At 74.3% G+C, this 15,679-nt stretch carries 13 protein-coding genes; 5 read left to right on the top strand and 8 right to left on the bottom strand.

Annotated features, from left to right (window positions below; all coding sequences use genetic code 11):
* Positions 1-12: 12 nt before the first annotated feature.
* On the bottom strand, positions 13-3,561 hold the full coding sequence (locus ACPPVX_RS14405) for an adenylate/guanylate cyclase domain-containing protein (RefSeq protein WP_426571254.1): 3,549 nt from the start codon (positions 3,559-3,561) through the stop codon (positions 13-15).
* A gap of 117 nt (positions 3,562-3,678) precedes the next feature.
* On the opposite strand from ACPPVX_RS14405, the gene ACPPVX_RS14400 reads away from it, so the two are divergent.
* The gene (locus ACPPVX_RS14400) at positions 3,679-4,074 is read left to right on the top strand and encodes a pyridoxamine 5'-phosphate oxidase family protein (RefSeq protein WP_426571253.1); all 396 of its coding nucleotides are present in this window, start codon (positions 3,679-3,681) and stop codon (positions 4,072-4,074) included.
* Between the two features lie 24 nt (positions 4,075-4,098).
* Here the strand turns inward: ACPPVX_RS14400 and ACPPVX_RS14395 are convergent, their stop codons facing one another.
* Positions 4,099-5,028, bottom strand: coding sequence for an NAD(P)/FAD-dependent oxidoreductase (locus tag ACPPVX_RS14395; protein WP_426571252.1), 930 nt, complete (start codon positions 5,026-5,028; stop codon positions 4,099-4,101).
* A 48-nt stretch (positions 5,029-5,076) separates the two neighbouring features.
* Here ACPPVX_RS14395 and ACPPVX_RS14390 point away from each other — a divergent pair, with 48 nt between their 5' ends.
* Positions 5,077-5,643: a helix-turn-helix domain-containing protein gene (locus tag ACPPVX_RS14390; protein ID WP_426571251.1), complete on the top strand. Its 567-nt coding sequence runs from the start codon at positions 5,077-5,079 to the stop codon at positions 5,641-5,643.
* 19 nt (positions 5,644-5,662) lie between these two features.
* Here the strand turns inward: ACPPVX_RS14390 and ACPPVX_RS14385 are convergent, their stop codons facing one another.
* The gene (locus tag ACPPVX_RS14385) at positions 5,663-6,949 is read right to left on the bottom strand and encodes an NAD(P)/FAD-dependent oxidoreductase (RefSeq protein ID WP_426571250.1); all 1,287 of its coding nucleotides are present in this window, start codon (positions 6,947-6,949) and stop codon (positions 5,663-5,665) included.
* 85 nt (positions 6,950-7,034) lie between these two features.
* Between ACPPVX_RS14385 and ACPPVX_RS14380 the strand changes: the two genes are divergently transcribed.
* Genes ACPPVX_RS14380 through ACPPVX_RS14370 form a run of 3 tightly spaced genes read left to right on the top strand, consistent with a single transcriptional unit; the run spans position 7,035 to position 8,639 of the window.
* Positions 7,035-7,472, top strand: coding sequence for a DUF3052 domain-containing protein (locus ACPPVX_RS14380; protein ID WP_426571249.1), 438 nt, complete (start codon positions 7,035-7,037; stop codon positions 7,470-7,472).
* Positions 7,465-8,034 (top strand): hypothetical protein, encoded by a 570-nt coding sequence (locus ACPPVX_RS14375; protein ID WP_426571248.1) that lies wholly within the window; start codon positions 7,465-7,467, stop codon positions 8,032-8,034. The genes ACPPVX_RS14380 and ACPPVX_RS14375 overlap by 8 nt, the downstream gene beginning before the upstream one ends.
* Complete coding sequence (locus tag ACPPVX_RS14370; protein ID WP_426571247.1) at positions 8,034-8,639, top strand: hypothetical protein; 606 nt, start codon at positions 8,034-8,036, stop codon at positions 8,637-8,639. Before ACPPVX_RS14375 ends, ACPPVX_RS14370 begins: the two co-directional genes overlap by 1 nt.
* Here the strand turns inward: ACPPVX_RS14370 and ACPPVX_RS14365 are convergent.
* The 5 genes from ACPPVX_RS14365 to ACPPVX_RS14345 form a co-directional block, all read right to left on the bottom strand.
* Complete coding sequence (locus ACPPVX_RS14365; RefSeq protein WP_426571246.1) at positions 8,603-9,433, bottom strand: DNA-formamidopyrimidine glycosylase family protein; 831 nt, start codon at positions 9,431-9,433, stop codon at positions 8,603-8,605. The two genes, ACPPVX_RS14370 and ACPPVX_RS14365, sit on opposite strands and share 37 nt — an antisense overlap.
* Positions 9,434-9,451: 18 nt before the next feature.
* Complete coding sequence (locus ACPPVX_RS14360) at positions 9,452-9,649, bottom strand: hypothetical protein (RefSeq protein ID WP_426571245.1); 198 nt, start codon at positions 9,647-9,649, stop codon at positions 9,452-9,454.
* Between the two features lie 67 nt (positions 9,650-9,716).
* On the bottom strand, positions 9,717-10,223 hold the full coding sequence (locus ACPPVX_RS14355) for a phospholipase A2 (RefSeq protein ID WP_426571244.1): 507 nt from the start codon (positions 10,221-10,223) through the stop codon (positions 9,717-9,719).
* A gap of 165 nt (positions 10,224-10,388) precedes the next feature.
* Positions 10,389-14,930: an Lhr family helicase gene (locus ACPPVX_RS14350; RefSeq protein ID WP_426575042.1), complete on the bottom strand. Its 4,542-nt coding sequence runs from the start codon at positions 14,928-14,930 to the stop codon at positions 10,389-10,391.
* A gap of 63 nt (positions 14,931-14,993) precedes the next feature.
* Entirely contained in the window at positions 14,994-15,647 is a 654-nt protein-coding gene (locus ACPPVX_RS14345) for a hypothetical protein (RefSeq protein WP_426571243.1), read from the bottom strand.
* Positions 15,648-15,679: the final 32 nt, after the last annotated feature.

Genomic DNA, 15,679 nt, shown 5'->3' with positions numbered 1-15,679 from the left:
GATCGGGGGGGGTCAGGTGGGGACGGCGCGGGAGGCCAGGGCGAAGACCCGGAGCCAGCCGGCCCCGTCGATCCCGAGCCGGGCCAGCTGGTGCTCGACCCCGCCGGCCAGCTCCTCGGCCTCGGGCAGCCCCAGCCGGTCGGCGACGGCCGAGGCCGCCATCTCGACGATGACCTTGGCGACCCGGTCGTCGGTGGGCAGCACCGCGCTGCGGGCCTGGGTGATCCGGCGGTGGGCCTCGGCCTCGCCGTGATCGCCCGCGGCGGCCTCGATGGCGGCGGCGGAGCTGGCGATCGCCCGGTCGAGGTACGTGGCCCCGACCGCCCCGTCGACCGCGTCGGCGATGGGCCCGGCTCCACCCGTGGCCGCGGCGGCCGCGGCCAACGCCTGGACGGCCATCACGTTCGGGTCGGAGTCGGTGCGGGCGCGGGACAGGGCGTCGAGCGCACGGGGGACGTCGCCCGCCATGAGGGCGGCGGCGCCGAGCACCGCCGCGGAGTCGTCGCCACCGAAGCCGGCAGCCGCCATCACCTCGATCTCCTCGAGCACCGCCGCACCCCGTTCGGGCTCGCCGATCTGGAGCGCGGCCGCCAAGCGGGAGAACCGGGCCGGCAGCCCGTCGCCGACGCCGGCGTCCTTCCCCGGGTTGCCGGTGCGCACGAGCAGGGCGAAGCCCTCCTCGACGCGGCCGGCCATGACCAGCGCCCGGCCCAGCACGGCGCCGGCCTGGGTGCCGCCGTAGCGGTCGCCGAGCGACGTGAAGGTGCGCTGCGCCTGCTCGGCCATGGTGACGGCCTCGTCGGTACGACCCGACCAGAGGCGGATCGACGCCACGAGCATGAGCATCATCGCCGTGGCCCACGGATCGCTGCGGGCCCGGGCCTCGTCGAGGACCTGCTCGCCCAGCGCCTGGGCCTCGGGGACTCGGCCCTGCTGGAAGCGCACCCAGGCCAGCAGGCCGAGGCTCCAGGCCAGGCCCTGCGTGTCGACCACGTCGCTGAACATGGACACGGCGGTCTGGAGGCGCCGGTCGGCCTCGTCGGGACGACCGCTCACGAAGGCGGCCCACGCCAGGTTCTGCGACGCCCAGCCCTGACCGGCGAGGTCGCCCACCTCCTCGAACGCGGCCAGCGCGGCCTCGGCCGACAGCTCGGCGGCGGTGACCCGGTTGCCGAAGATCTCCACCATCCCGCGGCGCCGCAGGGCCTCGCCCAGGCCGGGCAGGTCGTGCAGCTCACGGAACCGGTCGGCGGCCGCCGACATGGTGGCGATGGCCGCGTCGATGTCGCCTTCCTTCTGCTCGATGGTGCCGCGGGCGATGAGCGCCTGGGCGGCGCACGCACCGTCGCCAGCGCCCTCGGCCAGGCGCAGCGCCACCTCGGCATCGCTGCGGCCCAGCGCCAGCTCCCATCCCTCGGCGGCCGACGACGATCGGGCGAGGTGCAGGCGGATCGCCTCGGCCACCAGGGCGGCGGACTCGGGGTCGGCGTCGTCGACGGTCAGCTTGCCGTCGACCTCACCCAGCAGGTCGAGCGCCTGGGTGTAGAGGCGGATGGCGGCGGGGAGGGCCTGATCCCGTCGGGCGCGATCGGCGGCTTCGGTGACCCAGTGCCGGGCCTTGTCGGCGAGGTCGGCCGGGAACGCGTCGGTCCGGGCGTTCGGGCCCAGCTCGGCGGCCAGCCCGACCGCGGCCCCGTAGTGGTGGGCGAGCTGGTCGACGAGCCACGGCGGGCGGGGGTCGGTGTACTCGGCCTTCGTCTCGATGTAGTGGGCGATGCCCAGGTGGCACTTGGCCCGCTCGGCCTTGGTGATGGTCTGGTACGCCACCTCGCGCACGAGGTCGGACCGGAACCGCCAGCCGTCGCCCTCGATCTCCATGATCTCGTCGGCCGCCAGCTCGGCCATGGCGGCATCGAGATCGAGGTCTCGGTGGAGCTGGCGGTTCATCTCCCGCAGGCCGTTCATGGGCCCGCGCTGGCCGATGACCGAGGCGTCCTGGAGGACCATCCGCAGCGAGGGCGACAGGTCGTCGAGGCGGGCCGCCACCAGGCCGCGCAGGGTGTCGGGGAGGGCGGCGACGCGGCCCGGCTCGGCCACCGCTTCGCCGTCGAGCAGGCTGACCAGCTCCTCGAGGAAGAACGGGTTGCCGCCGCTGCGATCGAGCAGGGCCTCGCTGACCACCGCCGGCACCGGCGCGCCGACGAGGTGCTCGAGCAGCTCGGCCGCGGCCTCGCGGCCCAGCGGATCGAGGTGGAGGGTGAGGGCGTTGTGGCGCCCGTGCTTCGGCGTCCACTGGTCGAGGAGGGCGGGACGGGCCGTGGCCAACACGACCACCGGGCAGTGGTGGATGGCGCCGAAGACCTCGTCGATCAGCGTGAGGACGGCCTCGTCGGCCCAGTGCAGGTCGGAGATCTGCAGCACGAGCGGCCGGCGGCGCGCGGATGCACCGGCGTAGGCGCCGAGCGCCCGCCCGGCCTCCTGGCGGATGGTGATGGGGTCGGCTTCGGGCTGGGGCTCGTAGCCCAGCAGCGTGAGCAGGCCCTCGGCCGTGCGCTGCACCTCGGGATCGGTGGTGCGGCGCTCCATGGTGGCCGCCACCGCCTCGCGCACGGCGATGCGGGCCTCGGCCAGGTTGGCGCCGTCGGGGACCTGCAGGCCCGAGCGCAGCGCGTCGGCCACCGGCCACCACACGTTGGCCTCGCCGTACGGCACGCAGCGGCCCTCGCGGACGATCGCGTTGTGGGTCTCGACCGCCGCGCTGGCCACCTCGTCGGCGAGACGGCTCTTGCCCATGCCCACGTCGGCCACCAGCAGGCACAGCAGCGCCCGTTCGTGGCGGATCGAGCTGTCGATGGCGGTGGTGAGCAGGCTCTGCTCGGCGGCCCGGCCCACCAGCGGCACGTCGACCCGGCGGGCCCGGTACCCCGGCGGGAGCGTGGGCGCCACGGCCACCCAGGTCTCCACCAGCTCGTCGCGGCCCTTGGCGTCGAGCAGGCCCCGCGGCTCGTAGGCGATGTTGTGCTGGGTGGCAGCGTGGGTGGCCGGGCCCACCAGCACCTCGCCGGGCTGGGCGTGGGTCTGGAGGCGGCTGGCCGTGTTGACCACGTCGCCCATGGCCGTGACCGAGCCCGCGGCGCGCATGGCGCCCACCAGCACCTCGCCGGTGTTGATGCCGATGCGCATCTGGAGCTCCTGGCCGATGGCCTCGGCCTCCTCGCAGAGCGTGGCCTGCATGCGCAGGGCCGCCCGGACGGCCCGCTCGGGGTCGTCCTCGTGGGCCGTGGTGGCGCCGAACAGGGCGACCAGGGCGTCGCCGACGATCTTGTCGACCTGGCCGCCGAAGCTGGTGATGTCCTCGGCGAGGCGGTCGAAGCAGCGGTCGACCAGGTTCTTGACCCGCTCGGGGTCGAGGCGCTCCGACAGCGAGGTGAACCCGACCAGGTCGGAGAACAGCACGGTGACCACGCGGCGCTCGTCGTCGACGGTCCGCAGCGGCCGCCCGCACGACGCGCAGAACCGGGCGTCGGCCGCCGCCGTGGCCCCGCATGCCGAACACGTCATCGCCGCAGCATACGTGCGCTAGCCAGAGTTAGCGCGTGTCGGTTTCCGGTGGTTTTCTGCCCTCGGCACCGGCCGGGATCGGACGGCTTCGCGAGCGCGATCCGGCAGGATGAGGGCATGGCGCTCGATCCCACCGACCTGTCCGACGAGGTGCTGGCCTTCCTGGGCGAGTACCAGCTCGCGTCGCTCACCACCGCCCGACCCGACGGCACCCCCCACGTGGTCCCCGTGGGGTTCTCGTTCTCGCCCGACGACGGGCTCGTCCGGGTCATCACCTGGGCCGCCAGCAAGAAGGCCCGCAACGTGGCAGCGGCGCCGGGCGGGCGGGCCGTCGTCTGCCAGGTCGATGGGGGCCGCTGGCTCTCGCTCGAGGGCGTCGCCACCGTCACCGACGACCCGGCTCGGGTCACCGCCGCGGTCGAGGGCTATGCCGGCCGGTACCGCCAGCCCAGCGAGCGCGAGGACCGCGTCGCCATCGAGATCCAGGTCGACCGCATCCTCGGCCGCGCCTGAGCGCACCTCGGAGCGCGCCGGCGGTCAGCGGGCGGCGAGGTCCTCCTCGATGAGGTCGTGGTTGAGCCAGCGGGCGGCGCGGGTGCCCGAGTCGGCGGCGCCGGTGAGCTGGTGCGTGGGGTCGACCGCGCTGCCGATGGCGTAGACCCCAGGCACCGACGTGACGCCCTCGCGGTCGGCCGCCACGAAGCCGTGCTCGTCGAGCGCGGCGCCGAGGCCCACGGCCAGCGAGCTGCCCGCGACGGGCAGGCCCACCACGAACAGGCCACCGCACGGCACCACGGTCCCGTCGTCGACCTCGATGCCCTGGAGACGGCCGCCGGTCTGGACGATCCGCACCGGCACCCGGCGCTCCACCTCGATCCCCGCCTGCTCGGCCGCGGCCATGTCGGTGGCAGCACCGGCGAACGCCACGATGTCGTCGGACCACTGGGTGAGGATGCGGGCCATCATCGGCACCTTGGTCTGGTCGCCGATCAGCGCCAGGCGGCGGTCCTGCAGCTCCCATCCGTGGCAGTACGGGCAGTTGGCGGCATCGCCACCCCACACCTCGGCCAGGCCGGGCAGGTCGGGCAGGTCGACGCGGCCGCCCGTCGCCAGCACGACGCGGCGCGCCACCAGGTCTTCGTGGCCGTCGACCGCCACGGTGAAGCCCTCGTCGTTGCGCGCCACGGCACCGACCCGGCCATCGATCACGGTCACGCCGTAGACCGCCACCTCGTCGCGCAGCAGGGCGACCAGCTCGGTGGGGGCGACGCCGTCGCGCGTGGGGAAGCCCTGGCTGTGGGCCACCCCCTCGTTCATGGGGTGCCCGGCGTCGATCACCACCACCCGACGGCGAGCGCGCCCGAGCACGAGCGCCGCCGTGAGCCCCGCCATCGACCCGCCCACGATGGCGACGTCGAAGCGGTCGGTCGAGCTCGGGGTGGAGGTGGCGGGTTCGGTGGCGTCCATGGGGACGAGGGTACGAACCGCTGATCGAACTGGCACACTTGTTTGCCTATGTGGCAAGACCGTGATGTGGAAGCCGTCGTGCGGGAACGGGTCCGGGCACTGCGCCTCGACCAGGGCACCTCGCTGGCGGAGCTGGGCGAGCGCTGCAACATGTCGGCGTCGATGATCAGCCGGCTCGAGACCGGCGAGCGCCGCCTCACCGTCGACCACCTGGCCGCGCTGGCCCGGGGGCTGGGCGTGGCCGTCGACGAGCTGCTCGCCATGGACACCGACGAGCCGCGCATCAACCCGGTGGCCCACAAGGCCCGCGGCATGACCGTCTGGCCCCTCAGCCACGGCCCCTCCGCCAACGGCATCGTCGCCCACAAGATGCGCTTCGCCTCATCGCGCCGCAAGCCCGACCTCCAGCAGCACCCCGGGCGCGAGTGGCTCTACGTGCTCAACGGCCGCCTGCGGCTCATCGTCGGCGAGCGCGACCACATCCTCAACCCGGGCGAGGCCGCCGAGTTCTCCACCACCCGCCCGCACTGGATGGGGGCCATCGACGGGCCCGTCGAGGTGCTCACGCTGCTCGGTCCCGAAGGCCAGGCTGCCCACCTCCACCCCACCGACTGAGCGAGCGAGCGAGCGGGGGCTACTCCTTGGTGGAGCGGGCGCGGAAGATCAGGCGAGGGCCGCGGTCGTAGGTGAGCCAGTTCCAGGCCCAGTTGGCGAAGACCGAGATCCGGTTGCGGAACCCGGCGAGCATCACCAGGTGGAGGCCCAGCCAGGCCAGCCAGGCCGGGAAGCCGCGGAGCTTGATCCCCAGGGGCAGCTCGGCCACCGCCCGGCTGCGGCCGATGGTGGCCATGGTGCCCTTGTCGCGGTAGTGGAACGGGGCCGACGGTGCGGGCCGGCCGGCGGCGACGCAGCAGATCTGGCGCGCCACGTGGCGGCCCGACTGGATGGCGACGGGTGCCAGCTGCGGGAGCAGGGTGCCGGCTCGGCCCTTGGCGTCGACGATGGCGGCGACGTCGCCGATGGCCCACACGCCCGGGTGGTCGGCCACGCTCAGGTCGGGGAGCACCTCGATGCGACCGCCGCGCCCCGTGGTGAGCCCGAGCGCCGCACCCACCGGGTTGGCCTGCACGCCCGCCGCCCAGATCAGCGTCTGGCAGGGGAGCTCCTCGCCGTCGGCGAAGGTCACCTGGTTGCCGCGGGCCCGCGCCACCTGCACGCCGAGGCGCACGTCGACGCCGCGCTCCTCGAGCGCCCGGCGGGCGTGGCGCTGCGACACCGGGCTGAACGGTCCGAGCACGTGGTCCTGCATCTCGACCAGCACCACCCGGGCCCGATCGATGTCGAGCTGCGGGAAGTCCTTGCGGAGGACCATCTTGAACAGCTCGGTGAGGGCCCCCGCCACCTCGACGCCGGTGGGACCGCCGCCGACCACCACGAAGGTGAGCGCGCCCTCGTCGATGAGCGCGGGCTCGGCGTCGACCGCCTCGAAGCGCTCCAGGACGTGGTTCCGGAGCCGAACCGCGTCGGCCAGGTTGTAGAGGGGGAAGCCGTGGTGGTCGACACCCGGGATGCCGAACGTGTTGGTGCTGGCGCCGGCGGCCACGACGAGGTGGTCGTAGTGGAGGTCCTCGACCTCGTGCTCGTCGTGCTGGAGGTGCAGCACCTTCGCTCCGAGGTCGGCGCCGATCACGGTGGCCTGCCGGAAGGCGAGGTTCTCCTGGCGGGCCACGATGCCGCGCACCGGGTAGGCCACATCGGCGCTGGCCAGACCAGAGGTGGCCACCTGGTACAGCAGCGGCTGGAAGGTGTGGAAGTTGTTCTTGTCGACCAGCGTGACCCGCACCGGCGCATCCGCCAGCTCCCGAGCGGCGGCGAGGCCACCGAACCCGGCCCCCACGATGACGACGTGCAGCGTCTCCATGCCCCCAGCCTACGGGCCCGCCCTCGCCCTTTGTGCGTGATTTCACAAGACCCGGCCGCCCATGCGATCACGTAGCTTCGGGGCGATGAGCAGCGGCTACTCGGGCACGCCCCTGGCGAAGAAGCTCGGCATCCGAGACGGCGAACAGGTCGCCCTGCTGTCGGCCCCCGCCGGGTTCGCCGACGTGCTGGCCGAGACGCTCCCGAACCGGGTGGCGGTGCGGACGCGGGCCACGGGCACCGCAGCGGTGATCGTCACCTTCCACACCGGGCGCTCGCACCTGGAGGGCCGAGTCGACGCGCTGCTGCGGGTGCTCGACGTCGACGGCGGCCTGTGGATCGCCTGGCCCAAGCGGGCCAGCGGCGTGCCCACCGACATCACCGAGGACACGGTCCGCGAGGTGTTCCTCCCGATCGGGCTGGTCGACAACAAGGTGTGCGCCATCGACGACACGTGGTCGGGTCTGCGGGTGGTGTGGCGCAAGGAGCTCCGCGCCGGGCGACGGGCGCTCGCCGATGGCTGACCAGGGTCTCCGCATCGGCTGCTTCCCGGGCTCGTTCAACCCGCCCACCGTCGCCCACCTCGCCGTGGCCGAGGCCGCCGTCCGCGCCGCCGGGCTGGACCGCATCGACCTGGTCCTGTCCCGCGTGGCCCTGGGCAAGGAGGACGTGTCGGAGCCCACGCTCGACCAGCGGGCCGCCGTGCTCGCCGAGGTGGCGGCCACCCGGCCGTGGCTGGGCGTGGCCATCACCGACGCGCGGCTCATCGTCGACATCGCCGAGGCCTACGACGCGGTCGTGATGGGCGCCGACAAGTGGCGGCAGGTCACCGACCCGGCCTGGTACGGCGACGATCCGTCTGCGCTCCAGGCCATCGCGGCGCGCGACGCGGCCGTCGCCCGGCTGCCCCAGGTGCTGGTGGTGCCCAGGGCGGGCGACCGGCCCGACGAGGTGGCCGGGGTGATGGCCGTGCTCGAGATCGACGAGGCCCACGCCCACGTCAGCGCCTCCGAGGTGCGATCGGGCGCCGCCCACGCAGCCGATTGGATCCTCCCCGAAGCCCGGCGCGGCTCGGACCCGGTCTGATGCTGTTCCCCGCGCCGCTGTGGCCGCGGATCGCGTCGGGCGAGGTCACCGTCGCCTTCCGCTCGTGGAAGCGCCCGACCGTGAAGGCGGGCGGCACCCTCATCACCCCCGCCGGCCAGCTCGCCATCGACCGGGTCGAGGTCGTCGATGCCGCCAAGATCACCCGGGCCGACGCCCGCCGGGCCGGGTTCGACGACGCCGACGCCGTCCGCACCCACCTCGGCACCGACCCCGACCCCGACCCCGACCGCCAGGCGTACCGGGTCCGCTTCCACCTCCTCGGCGACGATCCCCGCATCGCCCTGCGGGCCGACGATCACCTCTCGGCCGACGACCGCGCCCTGCTCGACCGCAAGCTGGCCGGGCTCGACCAGCGCTCCCCCACCGGACCGTGGACCACCGCCACGCTCGCGGTGATCCGCGACCACCCGGCCGTGGTGTCCACCGACCTGGCCGAGCGCCTCGGCGACGAACGGCCCCGGTTCAAGCTGAGGGTCCGCAGGCTGAAGGCGCTCGGTCTGACCGAGAGCCTCGAGGTGGGCTACCGGCTGTCGCCCCGGGGCGCTACCTACCTGGCGGGCGACCCCACCGCGCCGGGCGGCTGACACCGCGGGCACCAGTAGGTGCTGCGGTTCTGCTCGCCGTGGCGGCGCATCTCGATGGGCGTCCCGCACACCCGGCAGGGGCGCCGGACCCGCCCGTAGACCGCGAGCGATCCGGGTGGGCCGGCCACGGTGGTGCGCTGCGTGGTGGTGAGGTTGTGCAGCAGGAGCCGGTTGGCCGCGGCCAGCAGGCGGCGGCGCACGTCGTCGGGCACCTCGGCCAGCGGGACGAACGGGTCGACCCGGCACCGGTGGAGGACCTCGGACTTGTACACGTTGCCGATCCCCGACGCGAGCCGCTGGTCGAGGAGGGCGACCGCCACCTCCGTCTCGGGGTGGGCGGCGGCCTCGGCCTCGTAGCGGCGGAGCGCCTCATCGAGGTCGGGGCCCGTGGTGCACAGGTCGGGGCCGAGGTGGCCGATCGGGTCGAGGTCGGTCCCGAGCGCGCCGCCGGGGTGGTCTCGCCGGTACGTGGCGACGGTGGGTGCCGAGAAGCACACCGCCTCCCAGCCCGGGACCGCCACGAGGGCCCGAAGCAGGTGGCGGGGCTTCCGCCACCGGGCCCCCTCGGGGTAGAGGTGCCACGACCCGGGCATGCCCAGGTGCGTCCGCAGCGTGAGGCCGTCGTCGAAGGAGATCAGCAGGTGCTTGCCCACCGCTTCGACCTCGGTGATGGTCGACCCGGGGACCGGGCGGTCGCCGAGCAGGCGCGGTGCCTCGAAGCGGGTGAGCACCGCGCCGACCAGCGCCGGCCGCAGCCGGTTGGCGGTGCGGTGGAGGGTGTCGCCCTCAGGCACGACGGACCGGGCCGAGGATCAGGGCTCGGCCTTGTCGCCGGTCCACTCCTCGTCCTCGGTCTTCCACTTCAGCGCCCGCTCCTCGTTGAGCCGGCGCCAGTCGGCGGCGGCGTCGGCCGAGGGGTACGGGCCGAGGGCGTTGTCGGGATCGTCCCGGTGCTCGGCCTCCTCGGCCCGCTCGTGGGTCAGGCACCAGTACCAATCGATCGCGGGCATGGGGGCCTCCTCCACGGCGGACCGGTTCCACCTGCCTCCGACCATACCGACGACGCGGCCGCCCGGGTCACGAGACCAGGAGGACGGCGCGGTGGTAGGCGCCGGCCACCACCAGGCACGCCGCTCTGAGCAGGGGCGACCGGCGGACGCAGTCGGTCCGCATGTCCTGCAGGAACTGGTCGGTGGCCCGGACCCGACGGGCGTGGGTGTCGATCCCCCCGCCCCAGAGGGCGTCGAGCCGCTTCAGGTTGCGCCAGGCGAAGTCGTGGCGGATGCAGGCGGCGCGGAAGTCGAACGCCGGGCCGGTGTCGGGCGACGACGAGCACAGGTCGGTGCTGACGTCCCAACGGCGGGTGCGGGCGGCGCGCGCATCGAGACGGGTGGGCTGGTCGCGCCACCAGCGCAAGACCGTGGCCGGCGCGACGTGCTGGGCGGCGGCCTGCTCGCTGATCCACCAGCCCTGGAACTGGGGCAGCGGCGTGGCGTACAGCAGGTGGTCGAGCTGGCCGGTGGTGGGTTTGGGTGCGCACCCGGCCATCAGGCCGACGAGGGCGACGGCGAGGGTGGCGATCACGGCCCCGAGACGACGGGGGGCGGCAGACGACAGGCGGCAGGGGTTCACGGTAGGACCTCCGGAGGGAACGGCGGGGAGGCCCTGGCGGTGCACGGGCGAGGTGTCGGGGGAAGGTCTAGCGCAGCACGTGAAGTGGTTTCCACCCCTTTCCGTGCCTGCCCATCATCAGCGGCTGCGGAGGATCAGCCCCCGGTAGCCGTCGGCGAACCCGGCGGCCCGCAGCGCATCGGCGTGGGGCGACTCGCGCGAGGGGGCGCCGTCGATCTTGGTGAGGTCGAGCGAGCGGCGCCGGCCGGTGCGCACCACCGCGGCCAGCGCGTCGGCCCAGCGTTCGGGCCGGTCGGGCGAGAAGGTGACCAGGCTGCGCCCGCCCTTCTCGACGTAGGCCGCGGCCTCGCCGTCGACCAGCACCACCAGCGCACCGGCGGCCCGCGCCGGCCGGCCGTCGGTGACGGGCCACGGCAGGGACGCGCCGTAGGGCTGCGCCGGATCGGTGGCGGCCAGCACCACCACGTCGGCCGCATCGGAGCCGCCCCGGCCGTCTCGCCCGCCGAGCGCATCGGCGGCCCGGGGCTCTCGAGCCGACCGCAGCCGGTCGACGGCGCCCGGCACCGCGAACTGGGCTGCCCCCAGGCCGGCCACGAAGTAGCCCCGGCGGACCGCGCCCCGCTCCTCGAGCGCCTTGAGCACGGGGTACACGCCGGCGAAGCCGCCGAGCGTGCCTTCGCCGAGGGCCGCCTCCCGGGTGAGCACGCCGTAGCGCTCGAGCAGCTGCATGGCGCGGGCGTGGGTGACCTCGGTGGGCGTGGGCGAGGGCTGGCCCGGCGCGGCCACGCGCAGCGCGGCCACCAGGGACCACCGGCCGGCGCCCGACGGCGGGCCGAGCTTGGTGAGCCGACCGGGCCGGGGGCGGGCCCGCCCGGTGGTGGTGCGCTTCGACGACGCCGACGCCGCCACGAACGCCCGCAGCGGGGCGAGCGAGTCGTTGGTGACCTCTCCCGCCCACACCAGGTCCCAGAGGGCGGCGAGGACGGAGGGGTCGTCGTACGGGGCGCCGGCATCGGCGACGGCCCGGACCAGGTCTCCCCAGAACGACGCGCCCCGCTGTTCGAGGTGGGCGCGCAGGGCGTCGTGGATGGGGCCGTCGGGCTGCTCGTCGGACGCCGGTTCGGGGACCAGCAGCTCGACCTGGTCCCGGAACACCAGCCGCACCCGGCCATCGGTGGACCCGAGCGGCGAGGCGCCGATCCACACCAGGTCTCCGGCGGTGCAGAGGGCGTCGAGGTCTGCGGGCCGGTACTCGGCCATGCGGGCGGGGAGCACGTCGGTCTCGAGCACCGATGCCGGGATGGACGCCCCGGCCAGCACCGACAGCGCCTCGACCAGCCCGTCGATGCCCCGGCGGGGCAGGCCCACGCCCTGCCACGCGGGCAGGAACCGCCCGAGCGCGGCGGCCCCCACGGGCTCGACCTCGGACCGCAGCACGGCGAGGGACCGGCGGCGCAGCTGGCGCAGGACGTCGGGGTCGCACCACTCGCGCTCGGCGCCGCCGGGCCGGAACTCGCCGCGCACCAGGCGGCCGTCGGCCACGAGCACGTCGAGCACGGGCCGGACCCGGCCGGCGTCGATGCCCAGGCGGGCGGCCAGCTCACGATCGAGGAACGGGCCGTGGGTGCGGCCGTAGCGCACCACCAGGCTCTCGAGCGGAGCATCGACCGGGTCGGTGAACACCCCCGGCAGCCCCACTGGGATGGCGCAGCCGAGCGCGTCGCGCAGGCGGCCGGCATCTTCCGACGCGGCCCAGCGGTCCTCGCCCGCCATGCCCACCGAGATGATCCGGCGGTCGTCGGCCAGCGTGGCCAGCACCGAGGGCAGCAGCTCGGCCAGCTCGTGGGTGGCTCTGGCGGCCAGCTCCTGGGAGGTGAGCGGGCCCAGCACGCGGAGCAGGTCGGTGACCTCGTCGGCGTCTCGGGCCCGGCGGTTGGATGCCAGCCGCTGGAGCTCTGCCTCCAGCTCCTCGAGCACGAGGGGATCGAGGAGCTCGCGCAGCTCCTCGGCCCCGAGCAGCTCCCGCAGCAGGTCTCGGTCGAGCGCCAGGGCGGCCGCCCGCCGCTCGGCCAGCGGCGCATCGCCCTCGTACATGTAGACGGCGATCCACCCGAAGATCAGCGACTGGGCCATGGGCGACGCCTGCGGCGTGTCGACCTCGACCACCCGCACCTTGCGGGACCGCAGGTCCCGCAGCAGCCCGCGCAGCGCCGGCAGGTCGAACACGTCGTTGCAGCACTCGCGGGTGGCCTCGAGCAGGATCGGGAAGCTCGGGTGCTTGGCCGCCACCGCCAGCAGGTCGGCGGCCTTCTGGCGCTGCTGCCACAGCGGCGTGCGCCGGTCGGGTCGGCGTCGGGGCAACAGGAGCGCCCGTGCCGCCGCCTCCCGGAAGCGCGACGCGAACAGGGCCGTGCCCGGGAGCATCGTGATGATGATCTCGTCGATCTCGTCGGGGTCGATGAGCAGCTCGTCGGTGGGCAGCTGATCGACGGCCTCGGGCAGGCGCAGGACGATGCCGTCGTCGCTCCACATGAGCTCGACCTCCATCCCCCACCGCTCGGCCAGCCGGGCGCGCAGCGCCATGGCCCACGGCGCGTGCACCTGGGCGCCGAACGGGGACAGGACGCAGATCCGCCAGTCGCCGATCTCGTCTCGGAAGCGCTCGACGACGATGGTCCGGTCGTCGGGGACGGCCCCGGTGGCCTCGGCCTGGTCGGCCAGGTAGCCGAGCAGGTTCTCGGCCGCCCACGAGTCGAGGTCGTGGCGCTGGTGCAGCCGGGTGACCGCCTCTTCGACCGGCAGGGCGCGGATCTCCCGCACGAACTCGCCCAGCGCCGCCCCCAGCTCGAGCGGGCGGCCGGGACCGTCGCCGTGCCAGAACGGCATCTTGCCGGGCTGCCCGGGCGCCGGCGTGACGACGACGCGCTCGTGGGTGATGTCCTCGATGCGCCAGGTGGACGCGCCGAGCAGGAACGTCTCGCCGGGCCGCGACTCGTACACCATCTCCTCGTCGAGCTCGCCCACGCGGGTGCCGTCGGGGAGGAACACGCCGTACAGCCCGCGGTCGGGGATGGTGCCGCCCGAGGTGACCGCCAGGCGCTGGGCGCCGGCCCGGCCGCGGATGGTGTCTCCGGCGCGGTCCCAGACCACGCGAGGGCGCAGCTCGGCGAACTCCTCCGACGGGTAGCGGCCGGCCAGCAGGTCGAGCACCGCCTCCCACACCTCTTGGCTGAGCTCGGCGAACGGCGCGGCCCGCCGCACCATGGCCGCCAGATCGGTGACGCTCACCTCGTCGAGCGCCACGCTGGCCACCACCTGCTGGGCCAGCACGTCGAGGGGGTTGCGGGGGTAGGTGGTGTGCTCGATGAGCCCGTCGTGCATGCGCTGGGCCACCACCGCCGCCTCCACCAGGTCGGATCGGTGCTTGGGGAAGATGCGACCCTTGCTGGGCTCGCCGACCTGGTGGCCGGCCCGGCCGATGCGCTGGAGGCCGCGCGACACCGCACCGGGCGATTCGACCTGGATCACCAGGTCGACCGCGCCCATGTCGATCCCAAGCTCGAGCGACGAGGTGGCCACCAGGCCGCGGAGCCGGCCGGACTTGAGATCGTCTTCGATGATGAGCCGCCGCTCCTTCGACAGCGACCCGTGGTGCGCCTTCACCAGGTCGACGTCGACGGGCGGGGCGCCCACCGCCTCGGACGACACGAACTCGTGTTGCTCAGCGGCCAGCTCGTTGAGGCGCGTGGCCAGCCGCTCGGCCAGCCGGCGGGCGTTGACGAAGATGAGCGTGGACCGGTGCTCCTGGACCAGCTCGAGGAGCTTGGGGTGCATGGCCGGCCAGATCGACTTGCGCACCGGACCGCCCGCCGCTGCGCCCGCCACCGGCCCCTCGATCACCGTGCCGAGCGACCCCATGTCCTCGACCGGGACCACCACCTGGAGCTCGAGCGGCTTGCGGGTGCCCGCGTCGACGACGGTGACCGGGCGCCGCTTGCCGGGCGCCTCGAACCCGCCCAGGAACGTGGCGATCTCCTCGAGCGGGCGCTGGGTGGCCGACAGGCCGATGCGCTGCGGCGGCACCTGGCACCGCTCGACCAGCCGCTCCAGCGTGAGCGCCAGGTGCGAGCCCCGCTTGGTGGCGGCCAGGGCGTGGATCTCGTCGATGATCACGGCCTCGACGTTGACCAGCGTGTCGCGGGCCGCCGACGTGAGCATGAGGTAGAGCGACTCGGGCGTGGTGATCAGCAGATCGGGCGGGTGGCGCACCAGCCGCCGGCGCTCGTCGGCCGGCGTGTCGCCCGTGCGCGACCCGACGGTGGGCGTGTGGACCGGGTGGCCCGCCCGCTCGGCGGCGTGGGCGATCCCCACCAGCGGCGCCCGCAGGTTCTTCTCGACGTCGACCGCCAGCGCCCGCAGCGGCGAGATGTAGAGCAGCCGGGTGGGCGCCTTGGGATCGGGCGGCGGCGTGGTGAGGAGCCGGTCGATCCCCCAGAGGAAGGCGGTGAGCGTCTTGCCCGAGCCGGTGGGCGCCAGGATCAGCGTGTGCTCGCCCGACGCGATGGCCGGCCAGCCCTGCTCCTGGGCCTGGGTGGGCGCGGCGAAGGAGGTCTCGAACCAGTCCCTGACGGGCGGGGAGAACAGATCCAGCGCGGCGATGGCCGCAGCCTACGGATCAGGTCTGACAGCGGGTCCGGGCGGCGGCCACCCGGCAGAGGCCCATCAGCCGCCGGTGGTCGTCGTCTTCTCGGTGGTGGTGCCCGCGCCGGGCAGGTCGCAGGCCTTGGTGAGGGCGTCCTGGAGCGCCGACAGCTTGGCCGTGTCGCCACCGTCGGCGAACCCGCCGGAGAGGTAGTCGAGGGCCTGATCGCGGTCGACCTTCTCCTTGGAGCAGGCCTGCTGCTCATCGGTCATCCCCGAGGTGAGCGACCCGATGAAGAGGTCGACGATGTCGACGCCGCAGGGCTCGAACGCGGCGACCAGCTCCTCGCCCTGCTTCGCCGTGAGCCCGAGCGAGGTCCCGTCGAAGCTGGGATCGCTGACCTGGGCCACGGTCACGTCGTGGCCGTGGAGCGTCTCGACCGTGATGGCCTTCACGAACTTCGGCCCGACGCAGGCGGCCTGCTCCTTGGTCAGCACGAGCTGGCCCTGATCCGGGTCGCCGGCGCTGAGGTTGCTCACGAACGCCGCGGCGTAGTCGTCGGCGGTGATGCCGGCGACGGCCTTCGAACCGCCACCGGACCCGGATCCGGACGTCGTGGAGGTGGCCGCGGTCGTGGTGGTGGCAGACGAGCCGTCGGAGCCGCCGGAGGAACCGCACGCGGTGACGGCCACCGCGAGGAGGGCAGCACAGGACAAGGAGACGAGCGTTCGCATCGGGCGAGACTACGGCAGGCGGCTTCGAACCC

It is taken from the genome of Aquihabitans sp. McL0605, from assembly GCF_049993875.1.
Taxonomy (GTDB): domain Bacteria; phylum Actinomycetota; class Acidimicrobiia; order Acidimicrobiales; family Iamiaceae; genus Aquihabitans.
This window is presented reverse-complemented; position numbering and strand designations above follow the sequence as displayed.

Excerpts from the sequence above, each read along its gene's own strand:
- ACPPVX_RS14405 (WP_426571254.1), bottom strand. The coding sequence starts at position 3,561 with ATGACGTGTTCGGCATGCGGGGCCACGGCGGCGGCCGACGCCCGGTTC.
- ACPPVX_RS14400 (WP_426571253.1), top strand. The coding sequence starts at position 3,679 with ATGGCGCTCGATCCCACCGACCTGTCCGACGAGGTGCTGGCCTTCCTG.
- ACPPVX_RS14395 (WP_426571252.1), bottom strand. The coding sequence starts at position 5,028 with ATGGACGCCACCGAACCCGCCACCTCCACCCCGAGCTCGACCGACCGC.
- ACPPVX_RS14390 (WP_426571251.1), top strand. The coding sequence starts at position 5,077 with ATGTGGCAAGACCGTGATGTGGAAGCCGTCGTGCGGGAACGGGTCCGG.
- ACPPVX_RS14385 (WP_426571250.1), bottom strand. The coding sequence starts at position 6,949 with ATGGAGACGCTGCACGTCGTCATCGTGGGGGCCGGGTTCGGTGGCCTC.
- ACPPVX_RS14380 (WP_426571249.1), top strand. The coding sequence starts at position 7,035 with ATGAGCAGCGGCTACTCGGGCACGCCCCTGGCGAAGAAGCTCGGCATC.
- ACPPVX_RS14375 (WP_426571248.1), top strand. The coding sequence starts at position 7,465 with ATGGCTGACCAGGGTCTCCGCATCGGCTGCTTCCCGGGCTCGTTCAAC.
- ACPPVX_RS14370 (WP_426571247.1), top strand. The coding sequence starts at position 8,034 with ATGCTGTTCCCCGCGCCGCTGTGGCCGCGGATCGCGTCGGGCGAGGTC.
- ACPPVX_RS14360 (WP_426571245.1), bottom strand. The coding sequence starts at position 9,649 with ATGCCCGCGATCGATTGGTACTGGTGCCTGACCCACGAGCGGGCCGAG.
- ACPPVX_RS14345 (WP_426571243.1), bottom strand. The coding sequence starts at position 15,647 with ATGCGAACGCTCGTCTCCTTGTCCTGTGCTGCCCTCCTCGCGGTGGCC.